31 protein-coding genes and 1 tRNA gene are annotated in these 14,104 nt (G+C 57.1%); 23 read left to right on the plus strand and 9 right to left on the minus strand.

Features of this window, described 5'->3' with window-relative positions:
* Positions 1-7: 7 nt before the first annotated feature.
* From NL154_RS05485 to NL154_RS05510, 6 genes are all read right to left on the minus strand, one after another.
* Positions 8-754 carry a hypothetical protein gene (locus tag NL154_RS05485; RefSeq protein WP_434733723.1) on the minus strand — a complete coding sequence of 249 codons (747 nt, stop codon included), beginning with the start codon at positions 752-754 and terminating at the stop codon, positions 8-10.
* Positions 754-1,440, minus strand: a complete 687-nt coding sequence (locus NL154_RS05490) for a ribonuclease H-like domain-containing protein (RefSeq protein WP_434733724.1) — start codon at positions 1,438-1,440, stop codon at positions 754-756. Before NL154_RS05490 ends, NL154_RS05485 begins: the two co-directional genes overlap by 1 nt.
* On the minus strand, positions 1,422-1,583 hold the full coding sequence (locus NL154_RS05495; RefSeq protein ID WP_434733725.1) for a hypothetical protein: 162 nt from the start codon (positions 1,581-1,583) through the stop codon (positions 1,422-1,424). The genes NL154_RS05490 and NL154_RS05495 overlap by 19 nt, the downstream gene beginning before the upstream one ends.
* A gap of 214 nt (positions 1,584-1,797) precedes the next feature.
* On the minus strand, positions 1,798-2,079 hold the full coding sequence (locus NL154_RS05500; protein ID WP_434733726.1) for a hypothetical protein: 282 nt from the start codon (positions 2,077-2,079) through the stop codon (positions 1,798-1,800).
* Positions 2,080-2,104: 25 nt separating this feature from the next.
* Positions 2,105-2,329, minus strand: coding sequence for a hypothetical protein (locus NL154_RS05505; RefSeq protein ID WP_434733727.1), 225 nt, complete (start codon positions 2,327-2,329; stop codon positions 2,105-2,107).
* 12 nt (positions 2,330-2,341) lie between these two features.
* Entirely contained in the window at positions 2,342-2,698 is a 357-nt protein-coding gene (locus NL154_RS05510) for a hypothetical protein (protein ID WP_434733728.1), read from the minus strand.
* A 692-nt stretch (positions 2,699-3,390) separates the two neighbouring features.
* Between NL154_RS05510 and NL154_RS05515 the strand changes: the two genes are divergently transcribed.
* Positions 3,391-3,609 carry a hypothetical protein gene (locus tag NL154_RS05515; protein WP_434733729.1) on the plus strand — a complete coding sequence of 73 codons (219 nt, stop codon included), beginning with the start codon at positions 3,391-3,393 and terminating at the stop codon, positions 3,607-3,609.
* Here NL154_RS05515 and NL154_RS05520 read toward each other — a convergent pair.
* Positions 3,596-3,919: a helix-turn-helix domain-containing protein gene (locus NL154_RS05520; protein ID WP_434733730.1), complete on the minus strand. Its 324-nt coding sequence runs from the start codon at positions 3,917-3,919 to the stop codon at positions 3,596-3,598. The two genes, NL154_RS05515 and NL154_RS05520, sit on opposite strands and share 14 nt — an antisense overlap.
* Before the next feature lie 138 nt (positions 3,920-4,057).
* Here NL154_RS05520 and NL154_RS05525 point away from each other — a divergent pair, with 138 nt between their 5' ends.
* Positions 4,058-4,234 carry a hypothetical protein gene (locus tag NL154_RS05525; protein ID WP_434733731.1) on the plus strand — a complete coding sequence of 59 codons (177 nt, stop codon included), beginning with the start codon at positions 4,058-4,060 and terminating at the stop codon, positions 4,232-4,234.
* On the plus strand, positions 4,231-4,686 hold the full coding sequence (locus tag NL154_RS05530) for a YdaS family helix-turn-helix protein (protein ID WP_434733732.1): 456 nt from the start codon (positions 4,231-4,233) through the stop codon (positions 4,684-4,686). The genes NL154_RS05525 and NL154_RS05530 overlap by 4 nt, the downstream gene beginning before the upstream one ends.
* A gap of 2 nt (positions 4,687-4,688) precedes the next feature.
* Here NL154_RS05530 and NL154_RS05535 read toward each other — a convergent pair whose 3' ends face one another.
* Both NL154_RS05535 and NL154_RS05540 read right to left on the minus strand, forming a co-directional pair.
* Positions 4,689-4,943 (minus strand): hypothetical protein, encoded by a 255-nt coding sequence (locus NL154_RS05535; RefSeq protein WP_434733733.1) that lies wholly within the window; start codon positions 4,941-4,943, stop codon positions 4,689-4,691.
* Positions 4,919-5,770, minus strand: a complete 852-nt coding sequence (locus tag NL154_RS05540) for a hypothetical protein (protein ID WP_434733734.1) — start codon at positions 5,768-5,770, stop codon at positions 4,919-4,921. Before NL154_RS05540 ends, NL154_RS05535 begins: the two co-directional genes overlap by 25 nt.
* 12 nt (positions 5,771-5,782) lie before the next feature.
* On the opposite strand from NL154_RS05540, the gene NL154_RS05545 reads away from it, so the two are divergent.
* The 20 genes from NL154_RS05545 to NL154_RS05640 all read left to right on the plus strand — a co-directional run bounded on the left by NL154_RS05545 (position 5,783) and on the right by NL154_RS05640 (position 13,945).
* Positions 5,783-6,370: a DUF6745 domain-containing protein gene (locus tag NL154_RS05545; RefSeq protein WP_434733735.1), complete on the plus strand. Its 588-nt coding sequence runs from the start codon at positions 5,783-5,785 to the stop codon at positions 6,368-6,370.
* 510 nt (positions 6,371-6,880) lie between these two features.
* A complete protein-coding gene (locus tag NL154_RS05550) occupies positions 6,881-7,255 on the plus strand; it encodes a hypothetical protein (protein WP_434733736.1) in 375 nt (124 codons plus the stop codon).
* Positions 7,256-7,259: 4 nt separating this feature from the next.
* On the plus strand, positions 7,260-7,439 hold the full coding sequence (locus NL154_RS05555) for a hypothetical protein (protein WP_434733737.1): 180 nt from the start codon (positions 7,260-7,262) through the stop codon (positions 7,437-7,439).
* A complete protein-coding gene (locus tag NL154_RS05560; RefSeq protein ID WP_434733738.1) occupies positions 7,436-7,684 on the plus strand; it encodes a hypothetical protein in 249 nt (82 codons plus the stop codon). Before NL154_RS05555 ends, NL154_RS05560 begins: the two co-directional genes overlap by 4 nt.
* Positions 7,681-7,875, plus strand: coding sequence for a hypothetical protein (locus NL154_RS05565; protein WP_434733739.1), 195 nt, complete (start codon positions 7,681-7,683; stop codon positions 7,873-7,875). The genes NL154_RS05560 and NL154_RS05565 overlap by 4 nt, the downstream gene beginning before the upstream one ends.
* Complete coding sequence (locus NL154_RS05570; protein WP_434733740.1) at positions 7,872-8,084, plus strand: hypothetical protein; 213 nt, start codon at positions 7,872-7,874, stop codon at positions 8,082-8,084. Before NL154_RS05565 ends, NL154_RS05570 begins: the two co-directional genes overlap by 4 nt.
* A gap of 353 nt (positions 8,085-8,437) precedes the next feature.
* Complete coding sequence (locus tag NL154_RS05575) at positions 8,438-8,833, plus strand: hypothetical protein (RefSeq protein ID WP_434733741.1); 396 nt, start codon at positions 8,438-8,440, stop codon at positions 8,831-8,833.
* Between the two features lie 4 nt (positions 8,834-8,837).
* Complete coding sequence (locus tag NL154_RS05580) at positions 8,838-9,257, plus strand: membrane protease subunit (RefSeq protein ID WP_434733742.1); 420 nt, start codon at positions 8,838-8,840, stop codon at positions 9,255-9,257.
* Positions 9,258-9,373: 116 nt separating this feature from the next.
* Entirely contained in the window at positions 9,374-9,586 is a 213-nt protein-coding gene (locus NL154_RS05585) for a hypothetical protein (protein ID WP_434733743.1), read from the plus strand.
* Positions 9,587-9,943, plus strand: coding sequence for an endonuclease (locus NL154_RS05590; RefSeq protein ID WP_434733744.1), 357 nt, complete (start codon positions 9,587-9,589; stop codon positions 9,941-9,943).
* Complete coding sequence (locus NL154_RS05595; protein WP_434733745.1) at positions 9,940-10,587, plus strand: MT-A70 family methyltransferase; 648 nt, start codon at positions 9,940-9,942, stop codon at positions 10,585-10,587. Before NL154_RS05590 ends, NL154_RS05595 begins: the two co-directional genes overlap by 4 nt.
* A gap of 18 nt (positions 10,588-10,605) precedes the next feature.
* Positions 10,606-10,974 (plus strand): hypothetical protein, encoded by a 369-nt coding sequence (locus tag NL154_RS05600; protein WP_434733746.1) that lies wholly within the window; start codon positions 10,606-10,608, stop codon positions 10,972-10,974.
* Positions 10,971-11,762, plus strand: a complete 792-nt coding sequence (locus NL154_RS05605) for a hypothetical protein (protein WP_434733747.1) — start codon at positions 10,971-10,973, stop codon at positions 11,760-11,762. Before NL154_RS05600 ends, NL154_RS05605 begins: the two co-directional genes overlap by 4 nt.
* On the plus strand, positions 11,759-11,965 hold the full coding sequence (locus NL154_RS05610) for a hypothetical protein (protein ID WP_434733748.1): 207 nt from the start codon (positions 11,759-11,761) through the stop codon (positions 11,963-11,965). The genes NL154_RS05605 and NL154_RS05610 overlap by 4 nt, the downstream gene beginning before the upstream one ends.
* Positions 11,962-12,267 carry a hypothetical protein gene (locus tag NL154_RS05615; protein ID WP_434733749.1) on the plus strand — a complete coding sequence of 102 codons (306 nt, stop codon included), beginning with the start codon at positions 11,962-11,964 and terminating at the stop codon, positions 12,265-12,267. The genes NL154_RS05610 and NL154_RS05615 overlap by 4 nt, the downstream gene beginning before the upstream one ends.
* A 43-nt stretch (positions 12,268-12,310) precedes the next feature.
* Positions 12,311-12,472 carry a LuxR C-terminal-related transcriptional regulator gene (locus NL154_RS05620; RefSeq protein WP_434734147.1) on the plus strand — a complete coding sequence of 54 codons (162 nt, stop codon included), beginning with the start codon at positions 12,311-12,313 and terminating at the stop codon, positions 12,470-12,472.
* 12 nt (positions 12,473-12,484) lie between these two features.
* Positions 12,485-12,703, plus strand: a complete 219-nt coding sequence (locus tag NL154_RS05625; protein ID WP_434733750.1) for a hypothetical protein — start codon at positions 12,485-12,487, stop codon at positions 12,701-12,703.
* Between the two features lie 13 nt (positions 12,704-12,716).
* Entirely contained in the window at positions 12,717-13,361 is a 645-nt protein-coding gene (locus NL154_RS05630) for a hypothetical protein (RefSeq protein ID WP_434734148.1), read from the plus strand.
* A gap of 101 nt (positions 13,362-13,462) precedes the next feature.
* Positions 13,463-13,538 (plus strand) — tRNA-Thr (locus NL154_RS05635).
* A 212-nt stretch (positions 13,539-13,750) separates the two neighbouring features.
* The gene (locus NL154_RS05640) at positions 13,751-13,945 is read left to right on the plus strand and encodes a hypothetical protein (protein WP_434733751.1); all 195 of its coding nucleotides are present in this window, start codon (positions 13,751-13,753) and stop codon (positions 13,943-13,945) included.
* The last annotated feature ends 159 nt before the right edge of the window (positions 13,946-14,104 follow it).

The raw sequence follows: 14,104 nt of genomic DNA on the forward strand, positions 1-14,104 counted from the left end.
GGCACCCTCACGCATTCATAGGGTGCTGGAGGGCTTCGGCGTCGGTAACTGGCTTTGGAAAGCTGGCGCGCTTGGCTGCGAATCGCCGGCGTGCCTCGTTCCAGTATTCTGTCGACCAGCCGTCACGCTCGGCAATGGTGGCCCAGATATCAACTAGGCGCTTAACGTCGACCTCGGAATGAGCGTCAAGCAAATCATCGTCGATCGCCGCCAACTGGCGCTTTTGCTCGGCCGCGCTGATGGGCTTTGGAGCTTCTGGGGTCTTTTTGTCCTCCTCGAACTCCTTGGCGACGGTGTTGACATATTTGTTGTCGTCAAACATGCCCATATGCACGTCAGCGCCGACGCCAATGAATTTGAAGGCATTCGTCAGGGCATCGGTGAAAGCCTTCTTGAAAGCTTCGTCGTCATTTTCCCATCGTTCTGGCCTCTTGTATTCCTCATTGGCCTTGATGTAGGTGACGACTTTGTCGCCGCCGACGCCATAGACATGCTTCTTCTCGCCGTCGCTGAGATACCAGCCGGAAACGGTGCAATAGACTAGGACTTCCCCGCCATGGCCGGGGACAACGTTATAGTCCGGCTTCTCCACGCCCCAGCCCGTACCGCAAGGGCCGAACTCTTCGGTCAGACGGCGATATGACCACATCGGCTTAATAGCCGTGCCTGAGAAGCCGCCAGCGCGTTTGAACTTCTTGGTGTGGGCTGGATCGGTGCGCCCGAGCTTATCCCAAAGTGCTGTGTTCTCAGACATTATGCGGCCTCCCCAAATGCTACGAGCATGCGACGGTGGATGGAACGGGTGCGCTCGATGTCGGCACGGCAGTAGGAGTCGATGCGCTCGAACTCACCCTTGGCGAACAACTCGCCGATCATTGAGCCGTCGATATCGTCTTTGCCTGGCAGGCCGAGGGCGTCACAGAGATTCGACATGCTGATGGTGTCGCGCGCGCCAGCCCATGCCGCCATCGTGTCGAAAACATCCTGGCTCCATGGCTTCGGGTCTTTCGGGAACCATGCTGGCATGCGAACGCCAAGGACCATCGCGCGCTGCCAGATGAAACGGACATCGAAGCCGGCGACGTTGTGGCCCACGATGGTAGGAATCCGGTTCTGCGCGCTCATCATCTCGGCAAAGCCAGATAGCAACGTGCGCTCGTCGGAATAGTCCAGCGGCCATGACAGGCTTTTCGCCTTCTCCTCGTCGAAGGCATAGCCGATGCAGCAAATATGGCCGTAGGCGCCATTCAAGCCGGATCGGGAAATAGCCTCCTCGACCGCGGCGGCGCGGCTTTCCTTCTCCCACGCAGCGATTGTTTCGGCCTTCTTCATCTGGGCCGGCGGCTTGACCGAAGCGGCAATTTTCTGCTTTGCGGCGTCGGTCTGTGCTGGTACAGTTTCAATGTCGAGATAAAGGTATGTCATTGTTTTACCTTCCACTGGCGGGCCTGCAGGAGGGGTAAGCGAACCTCCTTCATCAGCAGGCGGTGGTTGAAACGATCGCCGCGGCGAAGATACCGGAGGGCTTCGGCCCTGATCTTCAAAGCCTGATCGACGCGGGTTCTGAGCATTACCGCTTCCATGCGATATTCTCCTGATTTACCAGATCGGTGATCTTGAGATTTGGCTCCATCCGAGCGCCAACGGCGAATATGACCGCTGCCACGAAGCCGACAAAAGCCGACACGATCAGAATGTCTCTGACGGATGCCATGATGACCGGAGGATATTCCCGCTCTTGCACTCGGCATTCGGATGGAGGGCAACTGCAGCCGAACTGTTTGACAATGCAGTCAGTCATGCTGCACCGCCTTCAAACGGGATGGGCATAGGGCGAAGCTCTTCAAGCTGATCTTCGAGGCGGGCGACCTTGGAATGAAGCTTGCCGACTTCCTGACGCCAGTGTTCCAGCGCAGCGGCCTTCTTCTGCAGGTCGTCGATCTCGCGGGCGGCTGTACGGGCAAGTAAGACTATGTAGTTTGCGTCCCGCATCTCAACGCTGTAGTATTCTCCGTCTGCTTCCAGCTTGAAGAGCCTCGACAAATCGCGAAGCTGGTCTTGCGTCGTCATCGTGCTCATCGTCTTCCCTCTTGTCTGTGGTTGGTTATGAAGCGTGGGTGGGGGAGATAGCCGGAGGCTCTTCAACCTCGCTCCGAGACACGACAGAGACGCCATAGACTCCAATGCCGAGAGCGTCTAAAAAGCTTGTATCGCTCTGAAGAAGCTGCTCAACGAGCCGCACTCCGAGAGACGAAAAGTCTCCATTCATCTTGTGGAGCATGTCGAAGAGTTCGCTCTTATCGACTTCGAATGTGATGCGGTGTTTCATTGTCCGTTCCTCCTATTCCGCCGCTACCAACGACGCCGACAGGCAATCATCGGCCTCGGCCCCGCGCACGATCAGCGCGAGCAATCCAGGCCGAGGCTTGAAGACATCGGTGTAAACGGCGGCTTCCGTGACGTGCCTTGAACCGCGCCCAACCGTCTCAATCGAAGCGTCAAACCCGAGAGTGCAAAGGCGCTCGTAGTCGGTGAGGACTTCTTCCCGGTGGTGGGTCAGGTCGTACTTGACGGCGTGGTCGCGCTCGGTCGTGAACTCCGGCTCGTCGCGATTGTCCCAGCCGAAGAACAGCTCAGAACGGCCGTCAGCGTGAAGGACTTCGATCAGGTGGTGCTTGCTGTCGTCGAAGAATGCCATCGTCTCGTCCTTATCGTGGGCTTGAGCAGATCGGCTTGCGCTTCTTCGTGCTCGGTTGATGAGGACAATGTTGCATATCTTGCAACCGACTTCAACCCCTCCGACGAAGAAAAGTTGAATATCTTGCAACTAGCCTGTTGCGCAAAAGAGAGAAGAAGGCGTATAAACGCGAAAACCCAGCCGGATCAGGGCTGGGCTTCAGAGGTCTGGTTAAGTGAAGTCGGCGGCGGGCCTCGCCACATCAGAGTGGTAACTGTATACCGTTGGGCGCGCAGAAATACAACCCCCACTCCTAAAGACCGAAGGGGGATGCGCCGTTGCTCTACCAGGGGCTACGAAAAAGTGCGGTCGAGGTCTGTCGCTGGTGTCGAACAGATCGGAAGGGGTGACGGGCAGCTTCGGCGGTCAAGATCACTTACCTGCATAGGGGCTAACCTCGCTTTAATCAGCGGGGCTTAGTCCTCCTATGTTCGGAGATCAGGGCTCATCAACGGTCATGAGCTTTATAAAGGTAAATCTCTCTTCGTCATCTAACTGTCACAAACACGCACACATCGCGCCGCAATATGCTTCATTACGAATAAACCAAGACAATCAACAATCCTGCTCTCCCGAAATGTTGTTATCGAAAAACGCAACTGATGCGGTATTGTCGAAACCACTAATTCTTATGGGTGAGAGGTGGCGGGAAAATGCTTCGGCGTGATTTTTTGGGCGGCGTTTCAGTGGTTTCTGTGGTCGGTCGCCGCGAAATTTCGCTGAAAGACGCCATCTCGATCCTTGAAGATGCGGCTCGGCGTGAGATTCCCGACATCGAGGATATCAGGGTCGAAATAGAGCCCGACCCCAAGAAACGAATTGCTTTACTATTTTCGGTTGTGCGGAAAAAGGCAGCGCCTACCCAGCCTTAAAGAACAGTTCCAGCAGCTCGACTGCTTTGCGCTTATCTTCGTCGGATCTATCCTTGAAAAACTTGGCAAGCCAGTCGTCGTCGGGGTGACGGTAGAGCCCGCCTTCGTCGGCGCCGAATAGCGCCTCCAGCTTCGGCCGCCATTCCTTGCCGGGGTTCGTCCCGCTGAACCATCTCGATACAAGACTTTTGTCTGCTCCGATCTCGCGGACGATATCGGCCTGGCTGAGCTGACGCTTCTCGGCCCACTCAACGATGTAGTGGATGCGCTTCGTTTCCTTGCTGCCGTGAATCGAAGTGATGTTGCTCATGTCGCAACTATAGTATCGGCTTGAATTTTCTGCGTTAGCGAAAAATGCAACGCCCCCCCTTGTGCAGGGTTGCAAGATATGCAACTATGCAGCATGGCAAAATCACCGATCACCAAATTCCGCGAATCCAGGGGCGGCATGACCCTCGAAGCCTTCGGCAAGCTGTTCAAGCCTGCCGTGGATAAATCGACAGTCCTCAGATGGGAAAACGGCAAACTGCCGGTTCGACGAGTTCTGGAGATCGAAAAGGTTACGGGCATCGATCGCCGCATGCTGGCACCGAAGATGTTCAAGGGGCTGGAGGCTGCAGAGTGATCTACTTCATCGAATGCTCTGGCCGCGTAAAGGTTGGGTTCTCCGAAAACCCATGGGCGAGGGTCCGCAAGGTTGCCGCTGACGCGCCGTTTCCTTGCGAACTGGTCGGAGTCATGGCCGGTGGCAGGAACGAAGAGGCGAGCATCCACGAGCGGTGGCGGCATCTTCATTGCCATCGCGAATGGTTTGCGGCTTCTTCTGACTTCCTCGCCTGGATACGGGAGAATGCGGCCGAGCGCCAAGCCGGGAACACGGTCAGCAGCAAGGGCGCCATCGCTGGTTTTGCGATAGCGCGCGGCAAGAAGGTGATAATCGCCCGCGAGTGCGGCGTGACGCCGGGTGCCGTCAGCCAGTGGCAGAAGGTCCCGGCTGAATATTGCGATGTTATCTCGCGCATCACCGGCATCGACAAGAAGCATCTTCGCCCGGACATTTTTGCGGAGGCTGCGTGATGTCACTTCACCTCCTGCAGCTCTCTAAGAGCGCGGCAAAGACTGAACGCCAAATCCTCGCTCATGCGCAAGCTGACGACGACATCGGCTTTCCTCGTTCCATCGCCATGCTGCGTCACAGCTGCGAACGATATGCGAACAAGCCCTTCCTCGTGGAAGAGCTCGGTGAAGAGATCGACATGCAGCGGCTTGATGCCTTCGTCGAAGATCACGATCCAGTCGGCGTCGTGTCTTATTTTCCCGACTGTGCGAGGCATGGGGACTCCTTACGCGAGACAGGTTTTGAGCAGGAGAGCGCGGCATAACCCGCACATTCAATTCCGAGGGGTAATACATGGCGAAGAAAATCGAAAGGCTCACTCCTGAGCAAGAAGCCCAAATACCTGTCGTCCGCGAAGAATGGCTGAAACACGGCCTTTCCACCGAACCGGCAGATTGGGAGACTGCAGAACAAGCCGTCAGGGACGCATATACCATCGCCGGCATTGATCCTCCCGAGATCATCATCCGCCTTGCTTCCCCACACGAAGGGGCCATAGGCGCCGCGATTCTGAAGAACACGAAGTTCGACGATAATGTCTGGGCTCAGGTCGGGGATCAGGTCTGGGCTCAGGTCAGGGATCAGGTCTGGGATCAGGTCGGGGCTCAGGTCGGGGATCAGGTCGGGGCTCAGGTCGGGGATCAGGTCTGGGCTCAGGTCAGGGCTCAGGTCGGGGCTCAGGTCAGGGATCAGGTCAGGGATCAGGTCTGGGATCAGGTCGGGGCTCAGGTCAGGGATCAGGTCTGGGATCAGGTCGGGGATCAGGTCTGGGATCAGGTCAGGGCTCAGGTCAGGGATCAGGTCAGGGCTCAGGTCAGGGCTCAGGTCGGGGATCAGGTCGGGGCTCAGGTCGGGGATCAGGTCTGGGCTCAGGTCAGGGCTCAGGTCGGGGCTCAGGTCAGGGATCAGGTCTGGGCTCAGGTCGGGGATCAGGTCAGGGATCAGGTCTGGGATCAGGTCGGGGATCAGGTCAGGGCTCAGGTCTGGGATCAGGTCAGGGCTCAGGTCAGGGATCAGGTCAGGGCTGCCTATTATAGCCAGCATGAGGCTGGCTACATGTCTTGGCTGGCGTTTTTCCGCCGCGTTGCCGACTTGCCGAATACGGAAAAGATTGAGCCTCTTCTCCGCATTGCGGAGTCGTGTGGATGGGCATGGTTCTTCTCCGGTGCCGCAATCATCACCGATAGGCCGAATATCCTGAAGCGTGACGATGAAAACCGTCTGCACTGCGAAAACGGCCCTGCGATCAAATACCGTGATGGCTTCTCGATTTACGCATGGCATGGAACCCGAATTCCGAAGGAATGGATTGAGGACAAGTCCTCGATCACGGCGAAGGTAGCCCTGACATGGCAGAACATCGAGCAGCGCCGCGTTGCCTGCGAAATCGTCGGCTGGGCGAAAATCCTTCGCGAGTTGGACGCCAAGGTTATCGACGCTGACGGTGATCCGCTGATCGGAACGCTCGTTGAAGTCAATCTGCCAGACCTCGACAGACCGGCGCGCTTCTGCCGCGTCCAGTGTGGAACCGGCCGCGAGTTTGCGATCGGAGTTCCTCCCGACATCAAGACAGCAATAGAAGCCCAAGCCTGGATGATTGGTGTCCAGCCAAAAGATTATTCCATACCGGAGGTTCGCACATGAGTAGGCCTCGTCTTGATATATCTGGGCAGAGGTTTGGAAGGCTTTCGGTCGTCTCATTCGCAGGTCTCGACAATTACAAGAATAGCAAATGGGAGTGTGTTTGCGACTGCGGCCGATCGGTCACGACGCGTGGTTCCGCTCTCAAAACCGGCGAAACGTCTAGCTGCGGGTGCGGCACTCGTGATGCGGTAGCGGCTAGTTCTCGCCGACATGGAAATAGTTCTAATCCGCTTTTTAGGCGCTGGAGATCCATGATCGCCAGGACCGAGAACCCCAAAAATATCAGCTATGAAAACTATGGGGGAAGGGGAATTGCAGTTTGCGATGAATGGCATGACTTCGAAACTTTCCGCTCATGGGCTTTGGCTAGCGGATACGAGCCTAAGCTTTCAATAGACCGAATTGACAACAACGACGGATACCACCCGGAAAACTGCCGGTGGGCCGATCCTGTTCTGCAGGCAGCGAACCGTCGTCCACGCTCATGCTTCAAAAAGAAAGGAAGCGATAATGCCCAAGTCCTTCAATAAGTTTGCAGCTCAAGGTGAATTGTATTTCGAGCGCATTGGTGATGTGCCGGCTTCTGATGTCCTCCCTGACGGGTATTCTGTTCGCGGGCTCGAAAACGGCATGATGATCATCGGTCACTCGGAGACCGGTCACGTCCACTACATGGAAGCTGGGTCGACTGTCGTCGGCGTCCTCGATCGACCCCCCGCCGGGATGCAGGTGCTACATATGATCCTTCGCGAGCCCAAGGAGCTTAAGCATCTCCGTAGTTTTGACACTCATGAAGCCCTCATTTTTGAGCCTGGCGAATACCGCGTCCGTATTCAGCGCGAATACGACCCCTATGCCGAACTCGCCAGACAGGTCGCGGATTGAGGCCATGAACACCCAGGTCATCAAGAGGGAAGGCACCCATACCATCTCCGTGTCGTCTGCCGGCCGCATCGTTGAGATCTACCGCAACAACTTCGCCGTCTACATCCCCCGCGAAGACATCCCCAATCTCATCAAAGCCCTACAGCCTTTCGCAAACGAACGTCGGGAGATCGAAAGCCTATGACTGAGAAAACCGAAGTCAAATTCATCGTCATCACCGAAAGCATTTTCGAAAGCTGGGCGCGCGATGCATCTACGCTTGCTCTGTTCGCGTCATTGATCGGCATCGGCATAGCTCTCGATAGCTCTGCGATGCAGTGGACCGGCGCCGTTATTGGTTTCATCGCAACCACTGCCAGGGCGGCCGGAAAGGCGAAGAAGCTCACCAAGGAACAGGCAATCCGCTTCATCCAGGAGATCAAGCCATGACTGAATTTCTGGGACATATCTTCATCATCATCGTCGTCGGATACATGGCTTTCTGCGCGACAAGGGCGCTCATCTTGTACATCCGGCAGTTCCCCCGGGAGCCGAACCTTGATGAACTCGACTACGACAACGGCCACCCTGACGGCTTCGTAGCCCATTTCGCCGTTGAGAAGCGCGAGGTGCGGAGATGATCGCCCTCGTCCTCGATCGCAAACTCCCCCTCGGCACTGCCGTCCATTCCAAGCTGGTAGGGACCAAGGCCGAATTCGACGGCATCATCCGCGGCTATTCCCCCGATGGCGCCTATCACGTCATCGATGCAGCCGGGAAGCTATGGCACCGGGAAAGCCGTGAGATCGCCGTTATCAACCCTTCCGAAGCAAGCCTCACCCCTCCCTGACAGGCAGACCTTCGGCGCCGGTCGGTGCGCCTTAATCCTCCCAAGCCGCCGACCGGCAACAATTTATCCTTGGCCGCGACCATGACGCGACGAGGCGGACGGCAAGCAGCCCGATCGACTCAAACCCCTCAACCGGGCTGCTTGCATCTTCCAGATCCCGATGATGGCGGCGGCGGGACTGGAATTGGAATTCTAGAATTTCGGCTCCCTGTGCGGCGGGCTGAGCGGACGGAGAGGCCAGCCGGCCTTTACCAGAGGTGGTTATGGCCTCTCCGTCATCGATGTGAATGTTCCTGTTGGACATCTCTGCGCTCCTTCGAACGAGACAAGAGAACCACAGGATCAAACGCAGCATGTGCAAAGAAACATTGCAAAAGAAGCATTTGGAGAACGACATGAATGCGGCAACAGCAGCGACGGAAGCCCGGCATTATGTCCGGGAAATGGTCGCCAAGGAGACGAGAGGATGGGGAGACACACTCCCTGCCTTGGAACGTCTTTGCGCCAGACACAAGCTTTCATTCTGGACGCTGAACAATATCAGGATCGGGCGCGCAAAAACAGCAGAGGGCGGTCTGCTGCGGCGCATCAAGGGCGCATACCTCCGGGAGTGCGAACGGCAACTTCTCAACGCTCAACACGAATTGGAAGGAGGGCAGTACGGGGATGCTCCTCATCAAGATCTTATGGCTGAGATTCAAACTCTGGTGGCGAAAGTCAAAGCCGCCAAAGAACACGCGAAAGGATGAATAAATGAGCGACGGCTTAGCAGTAGCAGCGGGAATTATCGTAATCGGCACTTTGGCATTCGGTGGCATCGGCGGCTGCATGTATGTGGCGCCAATGTACAACGTCTATTCGCAACGGATGGATGGTGAAGCCGAACTTGCGAAGGCTGAGAGCAATCGGCAGATCAAGGTTCGCGAGGCTCAAGCCTCTTTCGACGCCTCCGATCTCACCGCAAAAGCAGAAATCCGCCGTGCTGAAGGCGTTGCCCAGGCGAACAAGATCATCGCCGAAGGTCTGGGCGGTCCAGAGGGCTATCTCCGCTGGCGCTATATCGAAATGCTCGAAAACACGGGGCAGAAGAACGGCCGTGACGTGATTTACATCCCGACAGAAGCCGGCCTTCCCGTTCTGGAAGCCGGCAAGCGTCCGGAGCCCACCCGATGACGTGGGCCGAAGCTTTCTCAAACGCAGCTCAGTACTTCTCGGGAGCGGTTGTCCTGTGTGCGCTCTTCTGGGCGGTAGCCCGCTCCTAACCACCAATGAACACCGAGGCGGCGGAAATGATGACAACCCTAACCCCAAGAGAGCTATTCGCCCGCGGCTTCGACACGATGGAGATCGCCAATATGCTCGGTCAGAAGGAAGCGGACATCTATAACAACCTCAGCCTTGGGATTCCGCTCCCGGCGCCGAAGCAAACCCTTCCAAAGCCCTACGTCGAGAAGGTTCGCCGTAGCAAGCTGATCCGCTTTGCCGGCAGGGAGGCGCGGTAAATGATGGCAGAAATCTTCCTCCCATGGCCCGACCGTCGCCTGTCACCAAACGCCCGCGGGCATTGGGCTTCCCTCGCTCGAGCGAAGAAGTCAGCGAAGAACGCCGCCTACTATACCACGCTCGAGGCCGGAATTGGCAAGATCGAAGCCGATAGCCTGAACGTCCGCTACTCGTTCTTCCCGCCAAGCCGTCGCGCCTATGACCTCGATAACCTCGTCGCCAGCATGAAGGCGGCGGCTGACGGAATCGCGCTGGCGATCGGCATTGACGATAGCAAGTGGAACATCGCGATCGATCCCCGCGGTCCGGTCGAGAAGAACGGCATGGTCAAGGTTCATCTGGAGTGGGCGGAATGAACGATCTACCTGCAGGAAAATTTGGATGCATTCTTGCAGATCCGCCATGGCGCTTCGCAACGTTCAGCGCCAAAGGCCGCGGACGGTCTCCGGATGGAATCCTTACGCCTGAGCAGATGCGCAACCTTTCACGCACAAACAACCCAGAACGCCACTACGCAACAATGGCCCTCGACGATATCAAGGCAATGCCAGTCGGAGACATGGCGGCAAAGGACTGTGTCCTGCTGATGTGGGCCGTTGACCCGATGCTGCCCGAAGCCTTGGAAGTAGGGCAGGCATGGGGCTTTAAGTTCAAGACCGTTGGCTTTGTCTGGGCCAAGGAACGCCGCGTGACGTCTAAGCGCGGCGCTGACATGGCTCATGACCACCATAAGCAATTCCCGATGGGAACCGGCTATTGGACGCGAGCGAATCCTGAACTCTGCCTGCTGTTCACGAAGGGCAAACCGAAGCGGCTTTCAGCTGCAGTCCGCAAGCTCCTGATCGCGCCGCGCCGCGAGCATTCCCGAAAACCAGACCAGCAATACGACGACATAGAGAGGCTTGTCGCTGGCCCATATCTCGAGCTGTTCGCTCGCACCGAACGCCCAGGCTGGGTTTCATGGGGCAATCAGACAGACAGGTTCAACGCTGCAGCATAACCGCACGAGGGCGCGCACATGACAAAGGAAGTAATGGACATCCTCAGCCCAACGCTCGGGGAAGATCTGGCGAAGGACATCATAGCCCATCGACGCGGCAAGAAATGCCCGCTGACGGCCCGTGGCGCGAAATCCTTGCTTCGGGAGTACGAAGCCACCGGAAACGCCGTCCTCGCAGCAGAAGAGCACCTGAACCGAGGTTGGCAGGGCTTCAAAGCGGAGTGGGTCATGAAGGGCAAGAACTTCCACGACCCGAACAACCCCATGCCACGGCAGCAGAGCCGCGAAGAGTATATCCGCGATGCCATCCGGCGCAACAACGACGACTGGGAAGGTTCCAGCGATCGGCGCGTCAACAACCTGATCAAACTGGCGGTGGCGAAATGATGAATATTCTTTCTCTAGGCGCTGGAGTTCAGTCTACAACACTGGCGCTGATGGCCGAGCGTGGAGATATAGGCCCGAAGCCTGACTGCGCGATCTTCGCTGATACCTGCGCCGAGCCGAAGAAGGTCTACGATCATTTGACGTGGCTACGTTCGCAGCTTTCGTTCCAGGTCCATATCGTTTCGGCCGGCAACATCGTCGATGACATGACGAACGGCAAGACGAACGGCAGGCCACCTTTCCACATTCTGAACCCTAATGGAACCAAAGGTTTCAGCAACCGTCAGTGCACGCAGGATTACAAGATCATTCCGATCCAGAAAAAGGTGCGCGAGCTGATCGGCCTAAAGCCTCGGCAGCGCGGACCGAAGACGGTCAACGTTGTTCAGTGGATAGGTATTTCGATCGATGAGGCGGCACGCATGAAGCCGTCTCGGCTTCCCTACGTCGAGCACCGATGGCCGCTGATTGAACTTAGGATGTCTCGTCGGGACTGCCTGAAGTGGATGGAAGAGCGGCAATACCCTATGCCACCGAAGAGCGCTTGCACGTTCTGCCCGTTCCATTCCGACGCTATGTGGCGGGATATGAAAGTGAATGACCCAGCGTCGTGGGCCGAGGCCGTCACCTTCGACAGTCTCATTCGTGATAATCGCGTTCTCCTGCGCGGTACGCCATTCATTCATGCATCGCTCAAACCTTTGGCAGAAGTCGATCTTTCGACCGCCGAGGACCGTGGGCAGCTCAACTTCTTCATCAACGAATGCGAGGGGATGTGTGGGGTATGATCGACCACGCCCAGCGCCAGCGCGCCACCATCGCCAGAGAAAACCTCGTCTTCATAGCTGAGAACATCTCTCAGGAAGCCTTCGTCATGGCCGTTCACAGGAGAGAGTATCCGGCTGGATCACGTTGGTTCTGGGCCATTCAACAGGTGTGGGCTCCTCGCAGCGCCGCACAAGACCTCCAAAACAAGGAAGCCGCAGAATGAACGACCACGGCAATCCACTCCCGAGCGCCATTGATCTCGCGGGCATGCTCAAGAGCCAGACATTGGCAGATCTTTCCGCGTCTCTCGGCGTCAGCAGGAAGGCGATCACCACCAAGCTTCGGCGCCATGGCATGGCCCTCGGCATGCCGACACGCCATTACGTCAGCAAGAATCAGCTTCACGGCGTCATCTCGGTGCCCTTGAAGAAGGAGAAGACATTCCACCCCGACCGCGTGGCCAGGACAACGCTTTCCGGTGCGGTCGTCACTCTACCGAGAATACCCACCATAGACGGGTATTGATATGGAAGCCTTTCACATCACGCCCCGAGAAAAGGAAGTCCTGATGTGGATTGCGGACGGAAAGACATCGGCGGAGATCAGTAGGCTCATTGGATGCGCCACGGCAACGGTGGAGCGGCACAAGAGAAACGTTCTCGATAAATTCGAGGCACCCAATTCAGCCGCGATGGTCGCTAAGGCACTCCGCGGCAAAATCATCGAATAGAGGAACGAGATAATGAAGATCATCTCCTATCTAATGTACGCCATTTTCTACGAGACGCTCACGCTTGGCGGTACTGCATACGTGACGTTCGTCCTCGACCAAAGCGGCTGGTGGTGGCTTCTCGGGGTCCTTTTAAGCGCCGGAATATGGAAGCCTGAACGGTGGTCAAGCCTATGGGATGCCGCCATCGCTGAAAAATACCGGACGACAAAAGATTCTGCGGCAGATTAACGAGGAAATCAGCATGGGCGGCAAAGCAACCAAGATCAAGCAACGTGGCAACAAGGGCGCCGGCCGCCCGAGGAAGCCGAATGTCGAGCGCTACCCGAGTGGCGACATCAAGCGCAGCGAAACACAGCGCGAGGCAATGAGCGTTGCGATCGACGCCCGCCGCCGCATTGACGGATGGGACGAGAAGACATCAGACGATATCGTCAAGAGCCAGTTCGCAGGCTACACCCTCGGCCGCATCTTCCTCGACGGCAGGCTCACCGAAGAGCAGCGCAAGGCAGGGGATGAGTATGCGGAGATCCACGCACGGTATCGCCGCCTGATCGGCCTGCCTGCGCCTAGCGCCCGCGCACAATCGCTCTTCAGCATCAAGGGCCATGACGGCGAAGAGAACGAGACGATAACCCAGAAGGCGCGGAAGGCGAGCAACGCGATGATGGAGGTTGAAGGCATCTTGCTTCGCTGCGTGGACGGTCCCCAGGTCAAGCAGATCATCTTCAACATCGCCGTCATGGACTATGAGCACCTTCGTGGCGTCGGCGACCAGCAGCTCTTGTGGATTCGCAGGGGGTTAACGGCACTTTCAAACCGCAAGCAGTTGCAAGAACCGACCAAATCAGGTAGTTGGTATATTCAATCATCGAAGATGTCTGCTTAGAAAGGTTGCCGCCGGGAATTTCCCGATGGCGGGGCGCGCGGCCCTTGCGGTGAAACATCCGTCTCCGCGAAGTCCTGTGGCCGGCCATGGGCACCAAATTCGCTGGAATAGCTCAGTTGGTAGAGCGCCGTCTTTGTAATTCGGATGTCGCGGGTTCGAATCCTGCTTTCAGCTCCAACACGCCGCATAGGCGGCAAACAGATCGGGGTTGGCAAGTGAGCCATGGCCTGAAGATATCGGAACAAGAGTGACGGGCTCATAATCCGCTCTCTCCGATTAGGGTCTGACAGCTGGGGTGCATCCCAGCCCCCGATTCCTTCTGGTCGCCTTCCCGACCACGCCCCGCCCGGTTCCCCCGAGGCGGGGCTTTCCATTCTAAGGATAGCGAGATGAGCGACCGCCCCGACCTAAAAGCGTTGACGGTGCGCAACGAGATAGTCGGCTTTCTTCGCAATGCCCTAGTAGACGAGGGATCGCCAATCGATACGGGCGGTGGCTTTGGCAGCGAAGATGTATGGTTCGTCATCGGCGGCGAACAGTATCATCTGCAGATTAGCCACAACGTTCGTAAGTTCGAAGGCTAAACGAAATGCACGCCGTCCTCACCATCCTCATCATCGCTGCTCTGGCCTGTATCCTGGCCCTCACTCTCTCATCCTGCGCAGATCGTCACCAGCCGCCGTGCGGGGAGTGCTGGCTGGCAGTTCAATAAACATCCGCATCTATGGGGCTGGGGCCTTTCA

Origin of the sequence: Rhizobium sp. YTUHZ044 (assembly GCF_051123975.1) — a bacterium.
Taxonomy (GTDB): Bacteria; Pseudomonadota; Alphaproteobacteria; order Rhizobiales; family Rhizobiaceae; genus Rhizobium.

Excerpts from the sequence above, each read along its gene's own strand:
- NL154_RS05485 (WP_434733723.1), bottom strand. The coding sequence starts at position 754 with ATGTCTGAGAACACAGCACTTTGGGATAAGCTCGGGCGCACCGATCCA.
- NL154_RS05495 (WP_434733725.1), bottom strand. The coding sequence starts at position 1,583 with ATGGAAGCGGTAATGCTCAGAACCCGCGTCGATCAGGCTTTGAAGATC.
- NL154_RS05500 (WP_434733726.1), bottom strand. The coding sequence starts at position 2,079 with ATGAGCACGATGACGACGCAAGACCAGCTTCGCGATTTGTCGAGGCTC.
- NL154_RS05505 (WP_434733727.1), bottom strand. The coding sequence starts at position 2,329 with ATGAAACACCGCATCACATTCGAAGTCGATAAGAGCGAACTCTTCGAC.
- NL154_RS05510 (WP_434733728.1), bottom strand. The coding sequence starts at position 2,698 with ATGGCATTCTTCGACGACAGCAAGCACCACCTGATCGAAGTCCTTCAC.
- NL154_RS05515 (WP_434733729.1), top strand. The coding sequence starts at position 3,391 with ATGCTTCGGCGTGATTTTTTGGGCGGCGTTTCAGTGGTTTCTGTGGTC.
- NL154_RS05520 (WP_434733730.1), bottom strand. The coding sequence starts at position 3,919 with ATGAGCAACATCACTTCGATTCACGGCAGCAAGGAAACGAAGCGCATC.
- NL154_RS05525 (WP_434733731.1), top strand. The coding sequence starts at position 4,058 with ATGACCCTCGAAGCCTTCGGCAAGCTGTTCAAGCCTGCCGTGGATAAA.
- NL154_RS05535 (WP_434733733.1), bottom strand. The coding sequence starts at position 4,943 with ATGCCTCGCACAGTCGGGAAAATAAGACACGACGCCGACTGGATCGTG.
- NL154_RS05540 (WP_434733734.1), bottom strand. The coding sequence starts at position 5,770 with ATGCTGGCTATAATAGGCAGCCCTGACCTGATCCCTGACCTGAGCCCT.
- NL154_RS05545 (WP_434733735.1), top strand. The coding sequence starts at position 5,783 with ATGTCTTGGCTGGCGTTTTTCCGCCGCGTTGCCGACTTGCCGAATACG.
- NL154_RS05550 (WP_434733736.1), top strand. The coding sequence starts at position 6,881 with ATGCCCAAGTCCTTCAATAAGTTTGCAGCTCAAGGTGAATTGTATTTC.
- NL154_RS05555 (WP_434733737.1), top strand. The coding sequence starts at position 7,260 with ATGAACACCCAGGTCATCAAGAGGGAAGGCACCCATACCATCTCCGTG.
- NL154_RS05560 (WP_434733738.1), top strand. The coding sequence starts at position 7,436 with ATGACTGAGAAAACCGAAGTCAAATTCATCGTCATCACCGAAAGCATT.
- NL154_RS05565 (WP_434733739.1), top strand. The coding sequence starts at position 7,681 with ATGACTGAATTTCTGGGACATATCTTCATCATCATCGTCGTCGGATAC.
- NL154_RS05570 (WP_434733740.1), top strand. The coding sequence starts at position 7,872 with ATGATCGCCCTCGTCCTCGATCGCAAACTCCCCCTCGGCACTGCCGTC.
- NL154_RS05575 (WP_434733741.1), top strand. The coding sequence starts at position 8,438 with ATGTGCAAAGAAACATTGCAAAAGAAGCATTTGGAGAACGACATGAAT.
- NL154_RS05580 (WP_434733742.1), top strand. The coding sequence starts at position 8,838 with ATGAGCGACGGCTTAGCAGTAGCAGCGGGAATTATCGTAATCGGCACT.
- NL154_RS05585 (WP_434733743.1), top strand. The coding sequence starts at position 9,374 with ATGATGACAACCCTAACCCCAAGAGAGCTATTCGCCCGCGGCTTCGAC.
- NL154_RS05590 (WP_434733744.1), top strand. The coding sequence starts at position 9,587 with ATGATGGCAGAAATCTTCCTCCCATGGCCCGACCGTCGCCTGTCACCA.
- NL154_RS05595 (WP_434733745.1), top strand. The coding sequence starts at position 9,940 with ATGAACGATCTACCTGCAGGAAAATTTGGATGCATTCTTGCAGATCCG.
- NL154_RS05600 (WP_434733746.1), top strand. The coding sequence starts at position 10,606 with ATGACAAAGGAAGTAATGGACATCCTCAGCCCAACGCTCGGGGAAGAT.
- NL154_RS05605 (WP_434733747.1), top strand. The coding sequence starts at position 10,971 with ATGATGAATATTCTTTCTCTAGGCGCTGGAGTTCAGTCTACAACACTG.
- NL154_RS05610 (WP_434733748.1), top strand. The coding sequence starts at position 11,759 with ATGATCGACCACGCCCAGCGCCAGCGCGCCACCATCGCCAGAGAAAAC.
- NL154_RS05615 (WP_434733749.1), top strand. The coding sequence starts at position 11,962 with ATGAACGACCACGGCAATCCACTCCCGAGCGCCATTGATCTCGCGGGC.
- NL154_RS05620 (WP_434734147.1), top strand. The coding sequence starts at position 12,311 with ATGTGGATTGCGGACGGAAAGACATCGGCGGAGATCAGTAGGCTCATT.
- NL154_RS05625 (WP_434733750.1), top strand. The coding sequence starts at position 12,485 with ATGAAGATCATCTCCTATCTAATGTACGCCATTTTCTACGAGACGCTC.
- NL154_RS05630 (WP_434734148.1), top strand. The coding sequence starts at position 12,717 with ATGGGCGGCAAAGCAACCAAGATCAAGCAACGTGGCAACAAGGGCGCC.
- NL154_RS05640 (WP_434733751.1), top strand. The coding sequence starts at position 13,751 with ATGAGCGACCGCCCCGACCTAAAAGCGTTGACGGTGCGCAACGAGATA.